This is a genomic window from Nonomuraea sp. NPDC049269, from assembly GCF_043197155.1.
Classification (GTDB): Bacteria; Actinomycetota; Actinomycetes; order Streptosporangiales; family Streptosporangiaceae; genus Nonomuraea.
Genome location: NZ_JBICSO010000001.1, coordinates 905,194 through 924,343, shown reverse-complemented (window position 1 = coordinate 924,343; position 19,150 = coordinate 905,194). Strand labels below are relative to the sequence as shown.

The 19,150-nt window shown below is 71.5% G+C and carries 14 protein-coding genes; 11 read left to right on the top strand and 3 right to left on the bottom strand.

What is annotated here, in order from left to right:
* Positions 1-108 precede the first annotated feature (108 nt).
* The 8 genes from ACGFNP_RS04310 (at position 109) to ACGFNP_RS04275 (ending at position 10,666) form a co-directional block, all read left to right on the top strand.
* A complete protein-coding gene (locus ACGFNP_RS04310) occupies positions 109-492 on the top strand; it encodes an ATP-binding protein (RefSeq protein ID WP_393314661.1) in 384 nt (127 codons plus the stop codon).
* A 132-nt stretch (positions 493-624) separates the two neighbouring features.
* Positions 625-2,508, top strand: a complete 1,884-nt coding sequence (locus ACGFNP_RS04305; protein ID WP_358329551.1) for a hypothetical protein — start codon at positions 625-627, stop codon at positions 2,506-2,508.
* Positions 2,509-2,668: 160 nt separating this feature from the next.
* A complete protein-coding gene (locus ACGFNP_RS04300) occupies positions 2,669-4,375 on the top strand; it encodes an IlvD/Edd family dehydratase (protein WP_393314658.1) in 1,707 nt (568 codons plus the stop codon).
* Positions 4,376-4,446: 71 nt separating this feature from the next.
* Complete coding sequence (gene pgi / locus ACGFNP_RS04295) at positions 4,447-6,078, top strand: glucose-6-phosphate isomerase (RefSeq protein ID WP_393314655.1); 1,632 nt, start codon at positions 4,447-4,449, stop codon at positions 6,076-6,078.
* A gap of 1 nt (position 6,079) precedes the next feature.
* Entirely contained in the window at positions 6,080-7,453 is a 1,374-nt protein-coding gene (gene zwf / locus ACGFNP_RS04290) for a glucose-6-phosphate dehydrogenase (RefSeq protein WP_358329560.1), read from the top strand.
* Positions 7,454-7,519: 66 nt separating this feature from the next.
* Positions 7,520-9,616, top strand: coding sequence for an alpha-galactosidase (locus ACGFNP_RS04285; protein ID WP_393314652.1), 2,097 nt, complete (start codon positions 7,520-7,522; stop codon positions 9,614-9,616).
* A 15-nt stretch (positions 9,617-9,631) separates the two neighbouring features.
* Complete coding sequence (locus tag ACGFNP_RS04280; protein WP_358329565.1) at positions 9,632-10,006, top strand: spore germination protein GerW family protein; 375 nt, start codon at positions 9,632-9,634, stop codon at positions 10,004-10,006.
* 24 nt (positions 10,007-10,030) lie between these two features.
* Entirely contained in the window at positions 10,031-10,666 is a 636-nt protein-coding gene (locus ACGFNP_RS04275) for a LysE family translocator (protein WP_393314649.1), read from the top strand.
* A 21-nt stretch (positions 10,667-10,687) separates the two neighbouring features.
* On the opposite strand, the gene ACGFNP_RS04270 is transcribed toward ACGFNP_RS04275, so the two are convergent.
* Complete coding sequence (locus tag ACGFNP_RS04270) at positions 10,688-11,410, bottom strand: VIT1/CCC1 transporter family protein (RefSeq protein WP_358329571.1); 723 nt, start codon at positions 11,408-11,410, stop codon at positions 10,688-10,690.
* A gap of 346 nt (positions 11,411-11,756) precedes the next feature.
* Complete coding sequence (locus ACGFNP_RS04265; protein WP_393314646.1) at positions 11,757-12,437, bottom strand: hypothetical protein; 681 nt, start codon at positions 12,435-12,437, stop codon at positions 11,757-11,759.
* A gap of 230 nt (positions 12,438-12,667) precedes the next feature.
* Here ACGFNP_RS04265 and ACGFNP_RS04260 point away from each other — a divergent pair, with 230 nt between their 5' ends.
* Genes ACGFNP_RS04260 through ACGFNP_RS04250 form a run of 3 tightly spaced genes read left to right on the top strand, consistent with a single transcriptional unit; the run spans position 12,668 to position 18,493 of the window.
* Positions 12,668-16,054, top strand: a complete 3,387-nt coding sequence (locus tag ACGFNP_RS04260; protein ID WP_393314643.1) for a phosphodiester glycosidase family protein — start codon at positions 12,668-12,670, stop codon at positions 16,052-16,054.
* Between the two features lie 48 nt (positions 16,055-16,102).
* Positions 16,103-17,224 carry an amidohydrolase family protein gene (locus ACGFNP_RS04255; RefSeq protein ID WP_393314640.1) on the top strand — a complete coding sequence of 374 codons (1,122 nt, stop codon included), beginning with the start codon at positions 16,103-16,105 and terminating at the stop codon, positions 17,222-17,224.
* 54 nt (positions 17,225-17,278) lie between these two features.
* The gene (locus ACGFNP_RS04250; RefSeq protein ID WP_393314637.1) at positions 17,279-18,493 is read left to right on the top strand and encodes a M20 family metallopeptidase; all 1,215 of its coding nucleotides are present in this window, start codon (positions 17,279-17,281) and stop codon (positions 18,491-18,493) included.
* Here ACGFNP_RS04250 and ACGFNP_RS04245 read toward each other — a convergent pair.
* Complete coding sequence (locus ACGFNP_RS04245) at positions 18,459-19,049, bottom strand: TetR/AcrR family transcriptional regulator (RefSeq protein ID WP_393316596.1); 591 nt, start codon at positions 19,047-19,049, stop codon at positions 18,459-18,461. The genes ACGFNP_RS04250 and ACGFNP_RS04245 overlap by 35 nt on opposite strands.
* Between the last annotated feature and the right edge of the window lie 101 nt (positions 19,050-19,150).

The window sequence follows — 19,150 nt, the reverse complement described above, 5'->3', positions numbered from 1 at the left end:
CCTTTGCTGATTCCTCCAGAAACGCCGCTCAACCAGATTAGAAGCCGCTTCCTGTGGCAGAGGTGAAGGTGTGCCGGCGGGCCGAGAGGTCAAGGGGGGCTCCGCACGATGGACGCGTTCGCGATGGACTTCACCGAGGGCGACCTGGGGCGGGCGCGTGGCGCCGCGCTCAGGCTCGCGGACGAGCACGGCCTGCGCGGTGAACGCGCCGCCGACCTGGTGATCGTGGTGAACGAGGCGGTGGCCAACGTGCTCATCCACGGCGGCGGCCGTGGGCGGCTCCGCCTCTGGCGCGAGGGCGTGAGCCTGCTCTGCGAGGTCCGCGACTCCGGCCCCGGCCTGCCCTCCCGCTACCTCGCGAAGACCGACCCGCCCGCGCCCGCGACGCGCGGCCACTGGGGGATATGGATGATGCGCCGCCTGGCCGACCGCGTGGCCATCACCACCGGACCGCACGGCACCGCCATACGGATGGCGATAAAAATCTCTTGAGCCGAATTAGTTGAACATGATGTCATCTAGTTGAACCTCATTCGGTTAGCATCCGTCATAGCGATGGGGGGCCGCAGTCGCTGGAAGTACGCGTTGAACGCGTGCTACCACCACGGGGTGCGGAGGACGCCTATGGGCGGATCGCGGGGATTGGCTGTACGCGACGGCATCGAGATGTCGTTGCTGTCGGGAGAGCACGCACTATATGTGGAGGGCAGCCTGCGGGCCGCCCGCCGGTGGTTCGACGTTGCCTATCAGGAGGCCGAACAGCAGGGTGACACGGACGGCATGGCACGGGCCGCGCTCGGGCTGGGCGGCCTGTGGGTGCACGAGCATCGGACCGCGGCCGAGGCGGCCGTGGTGCGCACCCGTCAGCGCCAGGCTCTGGCGCTGGTCGGACCACAGTCCTCGCTGGCGTTACGGCTGCGGGTACGGCTGGCCGGCGAGGACGACTACCGCACGGGCGGGTACGACAGGATCCTGGCCATGGTCGAGGAGGCCAGGCGGGCCGGCGACGCCGTGGCGCTGGCCGAGGCGCTGAGCCTGGCCCACCACTGCGTTCTGGGGCCCGAGCACGGCGCCTTACGCCTGGCGCTGGCCCAGGAGCTGATCGAGGAGGCGCAGCGGACCGGGCGCCGAGGCGATCTGCTGATGGGGCTGCTCTGGCGGACCGTGGACCTGGTGCTGGCCGCCGACCCGCACGCCGAGCGGGCGCTGGTGGAGCTGCGCGGGCTGCTGTCCAAGGAGGACCACCTGGCGGTCGGGTTCGTCGTGGACGCGATGGAGGTCATGCTCAGCATCAGGGGCGGCCGGCTGTCCGAGGCCGAGGCGATGGCCGGCGCCTGCGCCGATCGGGGAGCGGCCGCCGGTGACATCGACAGCGCGGGCTGGTACGCGGGTCAGATCGCGGCCATCCGCTGGTATCAGGGACGAGTCGCCGAACTCATCCCGATGGTGACGGACATGGTCAACTCGCCGGACCTCAGCGAGGTGGACAGGTCGTTGCTGGCGGTGCTCGCGGTGTCCGCGGCCACCGCGGGGGAGCGGCGGCTGGCGGCGGGAGCGCTGGCCCGGCTGCGCGGTCAGGATCTGACGGTGCTGCCTCGCTCCAGTACCTGGCTCATCTCGATGTACGGCGGGATCGAGGCGGCGTACCTGCTCGGCGACGCCGCCACGGCGGCCGAGATCTACGCCGTGCTCCGCCCCTTCGAGCGGCTGCCCGTCATCGTCAGCCTGGGTGTCACCTGCTTGGGCTCGGTCCACCATCCTCTCGGCGTGGCCATGCTGGCCTGCGGCGAGACCGACAAGGCGATCGTCCACCTGCGGGCCGCCGTGCACGAGAACCTGGCGCTGGGGCACTGGCCCGCCGTCGCGCTCTCGCGCCTGCGGCTCGGCCAGGCCCTGCGCGGGACCGAGGAGTCGCGCAGGATCTTGGCACTGGCCCGGCAGGAGGCCGCGTCGATGGGCATGACGCTGCCCGCCGACTGTCCGATGCCACCGGCGGAGGTCGTCTGCGTGCGCCGTGGCCGCAAGTGGCGGATCGAGCTGGACGGCCGGTCCGTGCTCGTCGATCACATCGTCGGGATGGCCCACCTGGCGACCCTGCTGGCCAACCCCGGCCGGGAGATCCCGGCCGTGGACCTGGCCGCGGGCGCGGCGGCGAGCGAGGCCGCCGAGTCCGCCCAGCCGGTGCTGGACGAGCAGGCCAGGCAGACCTACAAGCGGCGGCTGTCCGGGCTGCAGGCCGAGATCGACGAACTGGAGGGGATGAACGATCTCCAGCGGGCCGCCACGCTGCGGGCCGAGCGCGACTGGCTGATCGACGAGCTGGCCGCCGCCACCGGGCTGGCCGGGCGGACGCGCCAGTTCGCGGGGAGCGAGGAGCGGGCCAGGATCGCCGTGGGCAAGGCCATCAGGCGGGCCCTGGTGCGGATCAGCGAGGCCGACGCGGTCATCGGGGAGCGGCTGCGCTCGGCCGTACAGACGGGGGTGCGATGTAGTTATCACCCGGCGTGAATGGAACGGCATGGAACTGGATGGAACGCCTTTAGAGATGTATCCACCCAGGATCGTGATCTCACGCTCCGGCGGCCGGTGAGATCACGCCCCCGGCGGCCCGTGCCCCTGCACGGGCCGCCGGTTTCATCCCCATATAGGGGGATGTCAGGATGAGGGCATGCCGCTCCGCAGCTCACGCTGGTACTCGGGCAATGACCGCAACTCCTATATCCATCGCGCCTGGATGCGCCGCGGCCTGCCGGATGCCGCGTTCGACGGGGACCGTCCGCACATCGCGATCGCGAACACCGCCTCCGACCTCACCCCGTGCAACTCCCACCTCGACGAGGTGGCCGACAGCGTCAAACAGGGCGTGTGGGCGGCCGGTGGCGTCCCGCTCAACCTGCCCGTCGTCTCCCTCGGCGAGACGAATGTCCGGCCCACCGCGATGCTCTGGCGCAATCTGGCCGCCATGGCCACCGAGGAGATGCTGCGCGCCAACCCGATCGACGGCGTGGTGCTGCTCGGCGGCTGCGACAAGACCATCCCGGCGCTGCTGATGGCCGCCTCCTCGGTCGACCTGCCCGCCGTGGTGGTGCCCGGCGGCCCGATGCTGACCGGCCACTTCCGCGGCGTCCCGCTCGGCTGCGGCACCGACGTGTGGCGGCTCAGCGAGGAGGTACGCGCGGGGACGCTGTCCGGCGAGGCGTTCCTGCGCTCGGAGTCGTCGATGATCCGCAGCCGCGGCCACTGCAACACGATGGGCACCGCCTCCACCATGGCCTGCATGGCCGAGGCCCTCGGCATGACGCTCCCCGGCACGGCGGGCACCCCCGCCCCCGACAGCCGGCTGCTCGAACGCTCCCACGAGACCGGCCGCCTGGCCGTCGAGCTGGTCAAGGAGGGACGCCGGCCGAGCCAGGTGATGACCAGGGGCTCGTTCCTCAACGCGATCGTGACGCTGGCCGCGATCGGCGGCTCCACGAACGCCGTCGTGCACCTGCTGGCCATCGCCGGGCGCCTCGGCGTCGAACTGGAGCTGGACGACTTCGACCGGACCGGCCGCGGGGTGCCGCTGCTGGCCGACCTCCAGCCCGCGGGGCGGCACCTGATGGACGACCTGTTCAGGGCGGGCGGGCTGGCGGCCGTACTGAAGGAGGTCGAGGACCTGCTCGACCCGGCGGCGCTGACCGTCAGCGGCCGGCCGCTCGTGGCGCACCTCGCCGGCGCGGAGATCTGGGACGAGACCGTCATCCGCCGGCGCGCCGACCCGCTGCTGCCCGACGCCGGGATCGCGGTGCTGCGCGGCAACCTCGCGCCGGACGGCGCGGTGATCAAGCCCGCCGCCGCCTCGCCCGAACTGCTGCGCCACCGCGGCCGGGCCGTCGTGTTCGACAGCGTCGAGGACCTCAACGCCCGGCTCGACTCGCCGGACCTGGACGTCGACGAGACGTCGGTGCTGGTGCTGCGCGGCTGCGGCCCCAAGGGCTACCCGGGCATGCCCGAGGTCGGCAACCTCCCGCTGCCCGCGAAACTGCTGGCCAAGGGCGTGCGCGACATGGTCCGCATCAGCGACGCCCGGATGAGCGGCACCGCGTACGGCACGGTCGTGCTGCACGCCGCGCCCGAGGCGGCGGCGGGCGGCCCGCTCGCCAAGGTCCGGACCGGAGACCCGATCGTGCTCGACGTCGCGGCCAGGCGCCTCGATGTCGACCTCCCCGCCGCCGAGCTGGCTGCCAGGCAGGCGGTCGTGAACGGGCACGCCGCCCCGCTGCGCGGCTGGGAGCGCCTGTACGTCGACCACGTCATGCAGGCGGACAAGGGCGTCGACCTGGACTTCCTCACAGGTTCGAGTGGGGACGCCGTGGGCAGGGAATCCCACTGACCTGGAGTCCCGCGCGATATCTTCCCCGATACGGGACTAATGTGATCGGCTTGACGGCATCAGGAGGAAGAGTGGGCGGCGACATCACCCAGAGCCAGGAGTGGGCGGCACTGGACAAGCACCACGGGGAGCTGGCGGGCAAGCACTTGCGCGAGCTGTTCGCGGAGGATCCCGGCCGCGCCGAGCGGATGACGCTGACCGCCGGTGATCTCTACCTCGACTACGCCAAGCACCGCGCCACGGACGAGACGATCGACCTCCTCGTCCAGCTCGCGGAGCGGGCCGGGCTGCGCGACCGGATCGGCGCGATGTTCCGGGGCGAGCACATCAACGTCAGCGAGGACCGGGCCGTCCTGCACGCCGCGCTGCGCATGAACCGGGAGGCCAAGCTGGAGGTCGACGGCCAGGACGTGGTCGCCGACGTGCACGCCGTGCTCGACAAGATGAGCGCCTTCGCCGACCGGGTCCGCTCGCGGGACTGGACGGGCGCCACCGGCAAGCCGATCACCACCGTGGTCAACATCGGCATCGGCGGCTCCGACCTCGGCCCGGCCATGGCTTACGAGGCGCTGCGCGACTACGCCGACGCCGGCATCACGGCCAGGTTCGTCTCCAACATCGACCCGGCCGACATCACCGGCAACCTGGCCGGGCTGGACCCGGCGAGCACGCTGTTCGTGGTCAGCTCCAAGACGTTCACCACGCTGGAGACGCTCACCAACGCCAAGGTCGCCCGCCAGTGGCTGGTCGGCGCGCTCGGCGAGGACGCCGTGTCCCGGCACTTCGTGGCCGTCTCGACCAACGCCGAGAAGGTCGCCGGCTTCGGCATCGACACCGCGAACATGTTCGGCTTCTGGGACTGGGTCGGGGGGCGTTACTCCTACGACGGCGCCATCGGCCTGTCGCTGATGATCGCGATCGGGCCCGCGCGGTTCCGCGAGATGCTGGCCGGGTTCCACGCCATGGACCAGCACTTCCGCACCGCGCCGTTCAAGGTCAACATGCCGGTGCTGCTCGGGCTGCTGGGCGTCTGGTACAACGACTTCTTCGGCGCCCAGACCCGGGCCGTCCTGCCCTACAGCCAGCGGCTGCACCGCTTCCCCGCCTACCTGCAGCAGCTCACCATGGAGTCCAACGGCAAGTCCGTACGCGCCGACGGCACGCCCGTCACGACCGACACGGGCGAGATCTTCTGGGGCGAGCCGGGCACCAACGGCCAGCACGCCTTCTACCAGCTGCTGCACCAGGGCACCCGGCTGGTGCCCGCCGACTTCATCGGGTTCGCCGAGCCGTACGAGGACCGGGAGGGCATGCACGACCTGCTCACCGCGAACCTGTTCGCGCAGACGTCGGCGCTGGCGTTCGGCAAGACGGCCGAGGAGATCGCCGGCGAGGGCACGGCCGCCGCGATCGTGCCGCACAAGGTGATGCCCGGCAACCGGCCCAGCTCCACGATCCTGGCCACCAAGCTCACCCCGTCCACGCTCGGCCAGCTCGTGGCGCTGTACGAGCACATGACGTTCGTCGAGGGCACCATCTGGGGCATCGACTCCTTCGACCAGTGGGGCGTCGAGCTGGGCAAGAAGATGGCGCTCGACCTGGCGCCCGCGCTCACCTCGGAAGAACCGCCGGGCGACTTCCCGGACGCCTCCACCGAACGGCTCGTCCGGCGCTACCGCGAGCTGCGCGGAAGGCGCGTCTGAGGTGGAGGTGACCCAGCGCGCGGACGCGCTCGTCCTGTTCGGCATCACCGGTGACCTCGCGCGCAAGATGCTCCTGCCCGCCCTCTACCAGCTCACCGCCAAAGGCGAGCTCGATCTGCCGATCATCGGCGTGGCCAAGACCGACCTGGACCTCGACGGGCTGCGCGAGCACGCCCGCGCGGCGTGCGGCGGCGTGCGCGACGCGGCGTTCGAGAAGCTGGCGGGCAACCTGCGGCTGGTGGCCGGCGACTATCGCGACTCCGCGACGTTCGCCCGGCTCCGCGACGAGGTGGAGGGCAAGGGGTTCCTGGTCCACTACCTGGCCGTGCCGCCCGTGCTGTTCGAGCCCGTGGCCGAGGGGCTGGCCGCGGAGGGCCTCAACAGGGACGCCAGGCTCGTGGTGGAGAAGCCGTTCGGCAGCGACCTGGAGTCGGCCCGGGCGCTCAACGCCGAGCTGCTGAAGTATTTCGACGAGGACCACCTGCGCCGGGTCGACCACTTCCTGGGCAAGGAGCCGGTCGAGGACCTCATGGTGTTCAGGTTCGCCAACATGTTGCTCGAACCCATCTGGAACCGCAACTACATCCGCAGCATCCAGATCACCATGGCCGAGGACTTCGACGTGGCCGACCGGGGCGCCTTCTACGACGCCAACGGCGCGATCCGCGACGTCGTCCAGAACCACCTGCTGCAACTCCTCGCCATCCTGGCCATGGACCCGCCGCCGTCCAAGGACGCCCGCGCCATGCTGGACGAGAAGTGGCGGGTGCTGCGCGCCGTGCAGGCCATCAAGCCCGACGACGTGGTCCGCGGCCAGTACGAGGGCTACCTCGACACCGAGGGCGTCAAGAAGGACTCGACCACCGAGACGTTCGTCGCGCTGCGCGCCTACGTCGACAACTGGCGGTGGGCCGGGGTGCCGTTCTGCATCCGCTCCGGCAAGGCGCTGCCGGTGACCGACCTGGAGATCGTCGCCGAGCTGCGCAAGCCGCCGGTCACGCTGTTCGAGCACGACCCGCACCTGAGCCCCAACCTGGTCAGGTTCCGGCTGCAGCCCGACGCCGGGGTGACGTTCGACGTGCTGGCCAAGGAGCCCGGCCTGCAGCGGACCCGGGTGGTGCCGGTGAGCGTCGACTTCACCAAGGTGTTCGGGCCGATGGAGGCCGCCTACCAGCGGATCCTGACCGACGCGGGGAGCGGCGATCCACGGCGGTTCGCCCGGTTCGACCTGGTGGAGGAGTCGTGGCGGATCGTCCAGCCGATCCTCGACCTGCCGGACCGGCCGTTGCCGTACCCGAAGGGGAGCTGGGGACCCAAGGAGGCCGAGAGGATCGCGCCCGGCGGGTGGCACGAGATCTCGAACTCCTTCGACTGATCCCGCGCGGGCGGGACCGGTGGGCGGCATTTGACGGCGGCGCCGAAAGGTCCGACGATCACAGGCATGCCCCTCATCCCTGTTCCGGCCCACGAGCACACTTGGGCGGCACTCACCCGCAATACCTCCTATGTCTTCGGCGTCGAATCCGGCGAGGACACCCGGGTCGTGCAGTGGTACTGGGGGCCGCGGCTACCCGCCGCGGCCCTCGGCCAGGTCACCGAGCACGCCCCGGGCTGGATCGTCACCGGCTTCCTCGACCCCGACGACGCCTCGGAGCTGCTGCCCGTCGACGGCGGCCGGCGCTGGGGCGTGCCCTCGCTCCAGGTCGTCTACGAGGGTGAGATCCGCTCCGTCGAGCTCGGCTTCGACGACGCCGTCCTCGGTGAGAACGAGATCGAGGTGGTCCTGCGCGACCACGCCTACGGCCTCCGGGTGGGCCTGCACGTGCGCGTCCAGGATGACTGCGACGTCGTCGAGCGCTGGGTGAGCGTCACCAACGAGTCGGCGGCGCCCGTACGGCTGCGCCGCCTCGACTCGGGCAGCTGGGTCATCCCCGAACAGGCGGGCTTCCGCTACACCGGCGCCGCCGGAGGATGGGGCCGCGAGACGCACCTCCAGAGCGGCGAGCTGCCGGCGGGGGAGACCACGTTCGGCAGCCGGACCGGCACCACCTCGCACAAGGCCAACCCGTGGATCATGCTCGGGGACGCCACCGAGGACACCGGCGACCTCTGGACCGTCGCGCTCGCCTGGAGCGGCTCGTGGCGGCTCACCACGCAGCGCCGCCCCGAAGGCGACGTCGCGGTGAGCGCCGGATTCGGCCACGAGGGCCTAACCTGGCCGCTCGGCCCCGGCGAGTCGCTGCGCACCCCGTCCGCGCTCGGCCTGCACACCGCCGGCGGGTACGGCGCCGCCAGCCGGGCCTGGCACGACTACGCCCGCAAGCACGTCCTGCCCACGCCCGGCGAGGAACGGCCCGTCCTGTACAACTCGTGGGAGGCCACCGGCTTCGACGTCACCGAGCAGGGCCAGCTCGACCTGGCCCGCCGTGCCGCCGATCTCGGCGTGGAGCTGTTCGTGGTGGACGACGGCTGGTTCGGCGCCCGCACCGACGACACGCGCGGGCTCGGCGACTGGTGGCCCAACCCCGAGCGCTTCCCGGACGGCCTGGGCCCCCTCTTCCAGGGCGTACACGATCTCGGCCTGCGCGCCGGGCTCTGGGTCGAGCCCGAGATGGTCAACCCCGACAGCGACCTGTACCGGAAGAACCCCGACTGGGTGCTGCACTACCCGGAACGCCGCCGTGACACCATGCGCAACCAGCTCGTGCTCAACTACGCCCGCGACGACGTGCGCGAGTGGGCGCTCGGCTGGCTCGACCAGCTCGTCCGCGAGTACGGCCTGGACTACCTCAAGTGGGACATGAACCGCAGCTTCAGCCAGGCGGGCTGGGCCGAGGGCGGCGACCTGGTCTGGATCGAGCACACCCGAGGCGTCTACGCGATCATGGACGAGCTGCGCGGGCGCCATCCGGGGCTCCGGATCGAATCCTGCTCGGGCGGTGGCGGCCGGGCCGACTTCGGCATGCTGCGGCGTACGGACCAGGTGTGGACCTCCGACAACACCGACGCCCGCGACCGGCAGGTGATCCAGCGGGGCTTCTCCTACCTCTACCCGGCGAGCACCATGTCGTGCTGGGTGACCGACAGCCCCAACCCGATCACCCACCGGGAGGTGCCGCTGCGCTACCGCTTCCACGTGGCCATGGCGGGCACGCTCGGCGTCGGCGGCGACCTCACCCGATGGAGCGCCGCGGAGCTCGACGAGGCCAGGCGGCTCATCGCCGACTACAAGGCGGTCCGGCCGGTGATCCAGCACGGGACGCTGCACCGGCTGGCCGGGACGCCGGGCGAGAGCGCCTCCGCCGTCCAGTACACGCTCGGCGACCAGGTGGTCGTGCTCGCCTACAACCCGTTCGCGCTGGACAAGCAGCCGCCCCGGCGGCTCCGGCTGGCCGGGCTCGACCCGTCGGCCGTCTACGCCGGGTCCGACGGCTCCTGGCACGGGGCCACGCTGATGCACCACGGGCTCACCCTGCCCACGTGGTTCCACTCCGGCCCCGACTATCGCAGCGAGATGGTGGTGCTGCGCCGGGTCTAGGGTCAGCATGTGGGAATGAACTTCATGGAATTGGTGGAGCGCTCGAAGGACGCCGTGACCGTCAAGCGGGTCTTCGGCGACCCGATACAGCAGGGAGACGTCACGGTCATCCCCGTCGCCCGGATCGTCCAGGGCGGTGGCGGGGGAATGGGCAGGCAGGAGGCCTCCTCGGGGCCGGACGCCGCGCCCGGCGGCGAAGGCAGCGGCGGCGGATTCGGCTACGGCGCCATCCCCGCCGGGGTGTACGTGATCAAGGACGGCGACGTCCGCTGGCAGCCGGCGGTCGACGTCAACCGCATCGTCATCGGCGGCCAGATCGTGGCCGTCGTGCTGCTGCTGACCATCCGGGCGGTCCTCAAGAAGGGCCTCAAGAAAAGCCGCAAGCGCTGATCTTCCTTGCATAAGGTGAGCGTCATGACTTCTGTGCCGCAAGTGGTGGCCTTCGGCGGTGTGGTGATGCTCGGGGCCATGTCCCCGGGGCCCGACTTCGCCGTGGTGGTGCGGCGCTCGGCGATCTCCGGGCGCCTGTACGGCATGGCGGCGGCCCTGGGCATCTCGGTCGGCGTGTTCGCCTGGGTGGTGGCCGCGGCGACCGGCGTCGCGGCGCTGCTGGCGGCCTCGGCGCTGGCGTTCACCATCGTCAAGATCGTCGGGGCCGCCTACCTGCTGTACCTCGGGGTCAAGGCGTGGCGCGCGGCCCTGCGCAAGGGCGGCGAGCCGCGGCTGGAGCCGCTGGATCCGGGGAAGCGGAGCTCCTGGGCGGCGTTCGTCGAGGGGCTGCTGACGAACGCGCTCAACCCCAAGGCGGCGCTGTTCTTCGTGGCGCTCGTGCCGCAGTTCGTCAGCGAGGGGGCGTCCATGGCCGACACGCTGACGCTGTCGGTGATCGCCTTGGCGGGGACCGTGCTGTGGTTCCTGCTGGTGGCCAACATCGTGGGAGCGCTGCGCAAGGTCTTCGCCAGGCCGGCGGTGCGGAAGGCGGTCGACGGGCTGACGGGCGCGGCCCTCATCGCCCTCGGCGTCAACCTGGCCATCGCCACCCGGCCGTAGCCGCTCTTTGAGAAGAGCGACCTATGAGACGGTGACGCCGAGCAGGTGGCCCAGGCCGAACGTCACGGCGGCGGCCCCGGCGCCCAGCGCGAGCTGGCGCAGGCCGCCCAGCCACCACGGGCGGGCCGTCATCCGCGCCACCGCCGCACCGAACCCGAACAGCGCCACCAGGCTCAGCACCAGCGCCACCGTCAGCCCCGACGCCCCGAACAGGAACGGCACCAGCGGCACCAGCGCGCCGGCCGCGAACGCGCCGAACGACGACCCGGCCGCGACGAACGGCGACGGCAGGTCATCGGGATCCACACCCAGCTCTTCACGCACATGCACCCGCAACGCCTGCTCGGGGTCGGCTGACAGCCCGGCCGCCACCCGCCCCGCCAGCTCGGCGTCCAGCCCGCGGGCCCGGTAGATCGCGGCCAGCTCCGCCAGCTCCCCCTCGGGGTCGCGGGCCAGCTCACGACGCTCCACGGCGATCTCGGCCCGCATCAGCTCGGTCTGCGACTTCACGGACGTGTACTCGCCCGCGGCCATCGAACACGCCCCGGCGATCAACCCGGCGCACCCGGCGAGCACCGCGCCCCGCCCCGCGCCCGCCGCTCCGACGACTCCGGCGATCAAGGCGAAATTGGACACGAGCCCATCCATCGCCCCGAACACCGCCGGCCGTAGCCAGCCGCCGGTCACGTCTCGGTGGCTGTGGTGCCTCTCGGGAGAGTACGGCCGGTCGAGCTCGATGGTCATGAACATCCTCCGCTTCAGTAACGCCTTAGTACGAAATTTAGGCAGAAGTCACGATGATCCGCAACGAAGGGGAGGCTTCCCTGACCTGCGGCGGAGCAGCGGGGTGCGAACGTGCGTACGGATCCTCGAAAGGAATGAAGCCGAAATCGCCGGCGTGCGAGACTCGGTCATATGGACCTCGCCGACTGGCTCAAGCTGCCCGACTCCGGGGAGCACATCGAGGTCGTGAGTCCAGGACTGGGCAATCAGGTTGACGATTTCGGACCCGTTCGCGGTTTCCTTCGACCCGGCGGACCTGCTCGACACCTGAGCCGGTGGGGAGGCGTGGTGCCTCCCCAGAGGGCGGTCAGACGCGGGTGGGCAGGGCGGGTCGCGGGGTCTCGGCGGTTGTGCCGCGGATCAGGGCCGTGCAGTCGGCGATGGCGCCTGTCAGCAGGTTGCGCAGCAGGGTGTCCGGGTCAGTGATGCAGGCCTGGACGATGCCCACCACCGAGAGCTGCACCGCGTTCGGCGCGGCGTACCGGCGGAAGCCCTTCTCCGTGATCCGGGCGGCGCGGCTGAAGCGCCTGGCCTGCTCAGCCGCGTGCGGGACCTGCGCCATCGCGAGCTGGCTCTCCTCGCTCAACGTGATCGAGCTGAACCGATCCGACGGGCTGCCGTCGAGCCGGGCCAGCATCTCCTCGGCGGCCAGGACCGACACCGCGAGCGCCAGCTGACGCTCGGCCGCCGAGACCGGCAGCGCGGTCGTCGCGCATCGCAGCGCGATCCGGGCGTCCACCCGGAGGTCGTCGGTGGCCAGGTCGATGATCGAGGGGACGAGGCGCACGAGCCGGCCCCGGTTCGCGTCGCTGGTGTTGTCGTTGACCAAGCGGGCGAGTGCGGCCAGCAGCGGGTGCGTGCAGGCCGGGTGGTCACTCCACCGCTCTCCGGCTAGGTAGGACGCCAGCTCCATGAAACAGGCGCCGCGCTTCGGGTTGCGATGCCTGCCGCGTGACAGAACCGGCATGTGATCAAGCTGATTGTCCACGGGTGCTCCACTGCTTCACGGGTGCTGCTCTACGGGATCGCCGTCTTTCCAGTCTGCGCCGATGAGAGGCACAACGCCAGTGATGGGTGGTTTTGGATCTCTCTGTGACTGCCCTGCCGCCGCAGACGTACCTCGGGTAACAGAGATCCCACGGCGCGCAGGGGCTGAAATTTTTCTTTAGTTCACCGTCAAGTCTTGAAAGTTATAACCACGAACGATTGAGTTCGGTCGTGCACACCCTCCGCTACGCGGCCGCCGCGGCCGCGCTCGTCTTAGGGATCGCCGCGCCCGCGCAGGCAGATCCCCAACCCCCCATAGAGGACGCGCTCAAGGCGTCGTCCTATCCGCCCCCCTCCACGCTGCTGACCCAGGCCGTCACCGGCAAGCAACTGGAGACGGCCAAGAAGACCCGGCCGGTGGCCCCCGGCATCTCGCTGACCTCGTTCGACCGCTACGACGAGCTCGGCTGGCTGCGGGCCGACGCCGTCACCGCCGAACTGGGCGCCGCGAAGGCCGACTACGTCTACTCCGGCGAGGTGTCCAAGACCGAGCCGCTGTCCGGGCCGGCCAAACGGGCCCACGCCGTCGCCGCCGTCAACGGCGACTTCTTCGACATCAACAGCTCCGGCGCCGCCCTGGGCATCGGCATCCAGAACGGCACGCTCGTCCAGTCGCCCGCCTCCGGTCATGACAAGGCCGTCGCGGTCACCGGCGACGGTCTCGGGCGGGTGCTGAACATGTACTTCGAGGGCACCGCCACCCCCGCGGGCGGCGCGCCGGTCACGCTGACCCAGTTCAACCAGATCGTCCAGGCGGGCGGCGTCGGCCTGTTCACGCCGCTGTGGGGCTCCTACAACCGGGCCCGCGCCGTCGAGGGCGCCACCGCCGTGACCGAGGTCGAGCTGGTCGACGGGGTGGTCTCCGCGGTACGGCAGGCGCCGGGCACCGGCCCGATCCCGGCGGGCACCACGATCCTGCTCGGCCGTGACGCCGGAGCCGCGGCCCTGGCCGGGCTGAAGGCCGGCGACAAGGTCGACGTGAAGTACCAGCCGAAGTCGTCGGACGGCAAGGCGGTCAAGGCCGCGGTCGGCGGCAACTACGTCCTGGTCAAGGACGGTGCCGTGCAGAGCTCCACCGACCCGGCCGCGCACCCGCGCACCGCGGTCGGCTTCTCCGCCGACGGCAGGAAGATGTACCTGCTCACCGTGGACGGCCGCCAGGCCGACAGCCGCGGCGTCACGCTCAACGAGCTGGCCGCCATGATGGTCGAGCTCGGCGCCGCGAACGCGCTCAACCTCGACGGCGGCGGCTCCTCCACCATGCTCGCCCGCGAGCCCGGCTCCGCCGACGTCCAGGTCGAGAACAGCCCGTCCGACGGCGGCGAGCGCCACGTGCCGAACGGGCTGGCGCTGTTCGCCCCCGAGGGCAGCGGCAAGCTCAAGGGCTTCTGGCTGGAGACGGCCGGCGACCCCGCCAAGGCGCCCGGCGCCGCCCCCATCGCCGGCGGCCGTCCCGACCGCGTCTTCCCCGGCCTCACGCGGCGGCTGACCGCCGCCGGCTACGACGAGACGTACGGCCCGGCGGCCGGGACCCCGTCCTGGCGCGCCGAGCCGGCGGTCCACGGAGTCATCCGCGACGGCAGATTCCACGCCCTGGTCCCCGGCCAGACGACGGTCACCGCCTCGCGCGGCGGCGCCAAGGGCACGCTGGAGCTCACCGTGCTGCAGCCGCTGCAGCGGCTCGGCACCACCGTGGACCGGGTCGGCCTGGCCGGCACGGACGGCACGGCCACCTTCGGCGTCGTCGGCTACGACCACAACGGCAACACCGCGCCCATCGAACCGGCCGACCTCACCCTCGACTACGACCACGACGCCTTCGAGGTGACGCCCGCCGACCAGGGCTACTTCACCGTCAAGTCCAAGAAGGCGACCACGGCGGGGCTGATCACCGCCAAGGTCGGCAAGATCAGCACCGCCGTGCCCGTCACCGTGGGCTTCGAGGACAAGGCGGTCGCCGACTTCGAGAACGCCGCCCAGTGGAGCTTCGCCGCCGCCCGGGCCACCGGCTCGCTGTCGGCCGCGCCCGGCCAGAGCGGGGGCGGGCTCAAGCTGTCGTACGACTTCACCCAGTCCACCGCGACCCGCGCCGCCTACGCCAGCCCGCCGCAGCAGATCGTGGTGGCGGGGCAGCCGCAGGCGTTCGGCTTGTGGATCAACTCCACCGGCAAGGGCGAGTGGCCCAGCCTGGAGTTCTACGACGGCCAGGGGCAGTCGCAGATCCTGCGCGGCCCGTACATGACCTGGACCGGCTGGAAGTACGTCGAGTTCGCCGTGCCGCCCGGCATCAGCTACCCGCTCAAGCTGCGGCGCTTCTACGTGGCCGAGACCAAGGCCGACCAGAAGTACACCAACGACATCCTCATCGACGGGCTGGTGGCCAAGGTGCCGCCGTCGGTGACGGCTCCGCCCGCGCAGAAGGTCGCCGACCCCGTCGTCAAGCCCGACGTGGCGAAGATGCCGTGGCGCTTCGCCGTCATGTCGGACGCCCAGTTCGTCGCCCGCGACCCGGACAGCGACATCGTCAAGAACGCCCGCCGTACGCTGCGGGAGATCAAGGCCGTCAAGCCGGACTTCCTGCTGATCAACGGTGACCTGGTGGACGAGGCGTCACCCGAGGACTTCGCGCTGGCCAAGAAGATCCTCGACGAGGAGCTCGGCGGGACGCTGCCCTACCACTACATCCCGGGCAATCACGAGGTGATGGGCGGCAAGATCGACAACTTCAAGGCGGTCTTCGGCGACACGTACCAGACGTTCGACCACAAGGGCACGCGGTTCGTCACGCTCGACACCTCGCGGCTGAACCTCCGGGGCGGCGGCTTCGACCAGGTCGCCCTGCTCCGTGCCCAGCTCGACGCGGCGGCCCGTGACGCGTCCGTCGGCTCGGTGGCGGTGCTGTTCCACGTGCCGCCGCGCGACCCCACGCCCGGCAAGGGCAGCCAGCTCGGCGACCGCAAGGAGGCCGCGCTGGTCGAGGGCTGGCTGGCCGACTTCCAGCGGAGCACCGGCAAGGGCGCCGCCTACATCGGGGCCCACGTCGGCACGTTCAACGCCTCGCACGTCGACGCGGTGCCGTACTTCATCAACGGCAACTCCGGCAAGAACCCGGCCACCGCGGCCGACGACGGCGGCTTCACCGGCTGGTCGCTGTGGGGCGTCGACCCGGTGACCGCCAAGGAGGCCGAGCACGTCAGGCGCAACTGGTTCGCCGACGCGCCCGACTGGCTCGGCGCCCAGGTACGGCCGCACGTGGACGACCTCGCGCTCACGGCCCCCGAGAGCGTGCAGGTCGGCAAGGCGGCGGCCGTGACGGCCACGCTCACGCAGGGCACCCGGGTGGTGCCCGCCGCCTACCCGGTGTCCGTGGCGTGGTCGGGCTCGCCGAACCTGCACATCGGGTCGCGGCAGAGCGCCAAGCCCTGGGACGTCGCCGTGCTCGACCCCGCGACGGGGACGCTCACGGCGCTGCGGAAGGGGCAGGTGACGGTCGCGCTGACGGTCAGCGGTGTCACCCGCCAGGCGACGGTCGCGCTGACGGCCAACGCCGCCGCCTGACCTCAGGGGTGGGGGTCACCTCAGAAGGGTGACCCCCACAATGGGGTCATGACCGACCTCGTGGAGACCATCGAACGGCTCGCCCTGGTCGACCACCACGTACATGGAGCCACCGCCCACGACCTGACCCGCACCGCGTTCGAAGAGCTGATCACCGAGTCGGACCGGCCGGTGCCGCCCTGGATGACCCAGTTCGACTCCCAGGTCGGCCACGCGATCCTGCGCCACTGCGCGCCCGTGCTCGGCCTCGACCCGTACGCCACGCCCGAGGAATACCTGGCCAGGCGGGTCAGGCTGGGCGCGGCCGAGGTCAACAGGCGGCTGCTGGCGGCCGGCGGGGTGGGTCACTTCCTCGTCGAGACCGGCTACCGGGGCGAGGAGATCCTCAGCCCGGCGGGCATGGCCGAGGCCAGCGGCCGGCCCGCCGACGAGATCGTCCGCCTGGAGTCGGTCGCCGAGCAGGTCGCGGGCGGTGACGCGGCCGGGTTCGCCGGACGGTTCGCCGAGGCGCTCCACGAACGCACCCGCACCGCCCGCGGCCTCAAGAGCATCGCCGCCTACCGGCACGGCCTCGACTTCGACCCCGCGCCGCCCGGCCCGGACGAGGTGACCGAGGCGGCGGGCCGATGGCTGGCGGAGGGCGGCCGGCTCCGGGACCCGGTGCTGCTGCGCCACATCATCTGGACCGGTCTGGAGCTCGGGCTGCCCCTGCAGTTCCACACCGGCTTCGGCGATCCCGACGTGGACCTGCGCCGGTCCGACCCGCTGCTGCTGCGCGGGCTGATCGAGCTGGCGGAGCCGACGGGGGTGCCGCTGCTGTTGCTGCACTGCTACCCGTACCAGCGGCAGGCCGGGTTCCTCGCCCAGGCCTATCCGAACGTGTACTTCGACGTGGGCCTGGGCGTCACCTACACCGGCGCGCGCAGCGCCGAGCTGGTGGCGGAGAGCCTGGAGCTGGCGCCGTTCGCCAAGATCCTGTTCTCCTCCGACGCCTGGGGGCCCACCGAGCTGCACCATCTCGGGGCCGAGCTGTGGCGACGCGCGATGGGACGGGTGCTCGGCGGCCTCGTGGCCGACGGCGAGTGGTCGGCCGCGCAGGCGGTGCGGGTGGCGACCATGGTGGGGGCCGAGAACGCCCGCCGCGTGTACGACCTGGGCCCGGGAACGTGAGGACGGCGCCGGAATGGGCAGCGGGGGAACAGGAGTGACGAGGGGAGTACGTGAGTGAGTCCGGGGGAACTGTTGCGCGAGGCGCTGCGGGCCGAGCTGCCCGCGGCCGCGAAGCTCAGGCGGGAGCTGCACGCGCAGCCGTGCCTGTCGGGAAAGGAGGGGCCGGCGCTCAGACGAGTGCTCGACGCGCTGCCGGGCGGCCTCGTGGAGTACGTGGCCGGCACCGGCGCCGTGATCAGGATCGGCGGCCCCGGTCCCGCGGTCGGCGTACGTGGGGAGCTCGACGCGCTGCCGATCGCCGAGCGCACCAACGTCCGATGGGCCGCCACGAACGGCGCCATGCACGCCTGCGGCCACGACGTGCACCTGGCCGCCGTCGTCGCCCTGGCCCGCGCGGTGTCGAAGGTCCGCGCCACGGTGGAGGAGGGCGTGGATTCCCCCGAGCGGACGGACTCCTGGAGCTGGGACGCGGTCGCGCCGCTGGTCGTGGTGCTGCAGCCGCGCGAGGAGACCTACCCCTCCGGCGCCTTCGACGTGGTCGAGTCCGGCGTGCTCGACCGTCACCAGGTACGCGCCATGATCGGCGCGCACGTCCAGCCCGTGCTCGCCTCCGGCGTGGTGTCCTGCACACCGGGTGCCGTCAACGCCTCGGCCGACGAGTTCGAGCTGACCGTCAGAGGTGCCGAGGGTCACGCCGCCTACCCCCACCTGGCCCGTGACCCGGTCGTCGCCATGTCCCAGATCATCGTGGCCGCCCAGCAGTTGGTCAGCCGGTCGGCCGACCCCATGGTGCCCACCGTGGTCACGTTCGGCATGGTCAACGCCGGCACGGCGCCGAACGCCATCCCCGGCGAGGCCGTGGCCAGGGGGACGCTGCGGACCATGTCCGAGCCGTGGCGCCGCGGCCTGCACGACCGGTTCACCCAGGTGGCCGAGGACGTGGCCAGGGCGCACGGTTGCCACGGCGAGGTACGCGTGCTGCTGGGCGAGCCGGTGCTCGCCAATGACGAGGCGCTGGCCGTACAGAGCGGAGACCTGTTGCGGCACCGGGGATGGACGGTCACCGAGGAGCTGCGCTCGTGCGGCGCGGACGACTTCGCGGCCTACGCGTCGGTGATGCCGTCGCTGATGATGTTCGTCGGGGTCGACACCGGCGCCGGACTGCACAGCCCGGACTTCCTGCCCCGCGAGGACGCCGTGGGGGCCACGGCCGAGGCGCTGCTGGCCGGATATCTCACGGCGGGGGGTCGTCCAGCACTCGCGGAATGATGTCGACGAGCAGCCCGACCAGCGCCTCCTCCAGGAACACGTGCACCTGATGCCGGGTCAGCCGCCCGCGCCTGAGCCACTCCGACGAGGTGGCCTCCGCCATGCCGCTGAACCCGCGCAGCATCCCGCGCACCTCCGGCCGTGACCGGGCCACCGGTCCGAGGCCGACCACCTCGATGATGTGGTCCACCACCCGCTCCCTGGCCTCGTCGACGATCCGCTCCAGCTCGGGGTCGCCGCCCGTGCCGAGAGCGGCCAGCCAGGTCTCCTGGTTGCGTTCGAGCAGCTCCAGCCAGCCGTGGACGCTCTCGCAGACCCGGTCGCGCACGCTCGCGCCCTCGACGTACTCGGGCACCGGCACCGGTGGCACGCTCAGCAGTTCGGCCACCGCCGCCAGATAGAGCTCCCGCTTGGTGCCGAAGTAGTGATTGAGCAGCCCCCGGCTGACCCCGGCCGCGGCCGCGATCTCGGTGTTGGACACCTCCCCGTAGGGACGCTCGCGGAACATCGTCCGCGCGCGGTCCAGGATCTGCTGCCGGCGGTCGTCGGGGTCCATCCGTTCCACGCCGGATTTTTTCCCGGTTGGCGCGTCGCCAATCTCTATTGGCGGAGCGCCAACAACGTGTTACGAATCTCTGCAAAGCCACCTCACGCCTT

Bases quoted from the DNA above. Each gene is read 5' to 3' on its own strand.
- ACGFNP_RS04255 (WP_393314640.1), top strand. From the start codon at position 16,103: ATGACCGACCTCGTGGAGACCATCGAACGGCTCGCCCTGGTCGACCAC.
- ACGFNP_RS04305 (WP_358329551.1), top strand. From the start codon at position 625: ATGGGCGGATCGCGGGGATTGGCTGTACGCGACGGCATCGAGATGTCG.
- ACGFNP_RS04245 (WP_393316596.1), bottom strand. From the start codon at position 19,049: ATGGACCCCGACGACCGCCGGCAGCAGATCCTGGACCGCGCGCGGACG.
- ACGFNP_RS04275 (WP_393314649.1), top strand. From the start codon at position 10,031: ATGACTTCTGTGCCGCAAGTGGTGGCCTTCGGCGGTGTGGTGATGCTC.
- ACGFNP_RS04285 (WP_393314652.1), top strand. From the start codon at position 7,520: ATGCCCCTCATCCCTGTTCCGGCCCACGAGCACACTTGGGCGGCACTC.
- ACGFNP_RS04270 (WP_358329571.1), bottom strand. From the start codon at position 11,410: ATGACCATCGAGCTCGACCGGCCGTACTCTCCCGAGAGGCACCACAGC.
- ACGFNP_RS04280 (WP_358329565.1), top strand. From the start codon at position 9,632: ATGAACTTCATGGAATTGGTGGAGCGCTCGAAGGACGCCGTGACCGTC.
- ACGFNP_RS04310 (WP_393314661.1), top strand. From the start codon at position 109: ATGGACGCGTTCGCGATGGACTTCACCGAGGGCGACCTGGGGCGGGCG.
- ACGFNP_RS04300 (WP_393314658.1), top strand. From the start codon at position 2,669: ATGCCGCTCCGCAGCTCACGCTGGTACTCGGGCAATGACCGCAACTCC.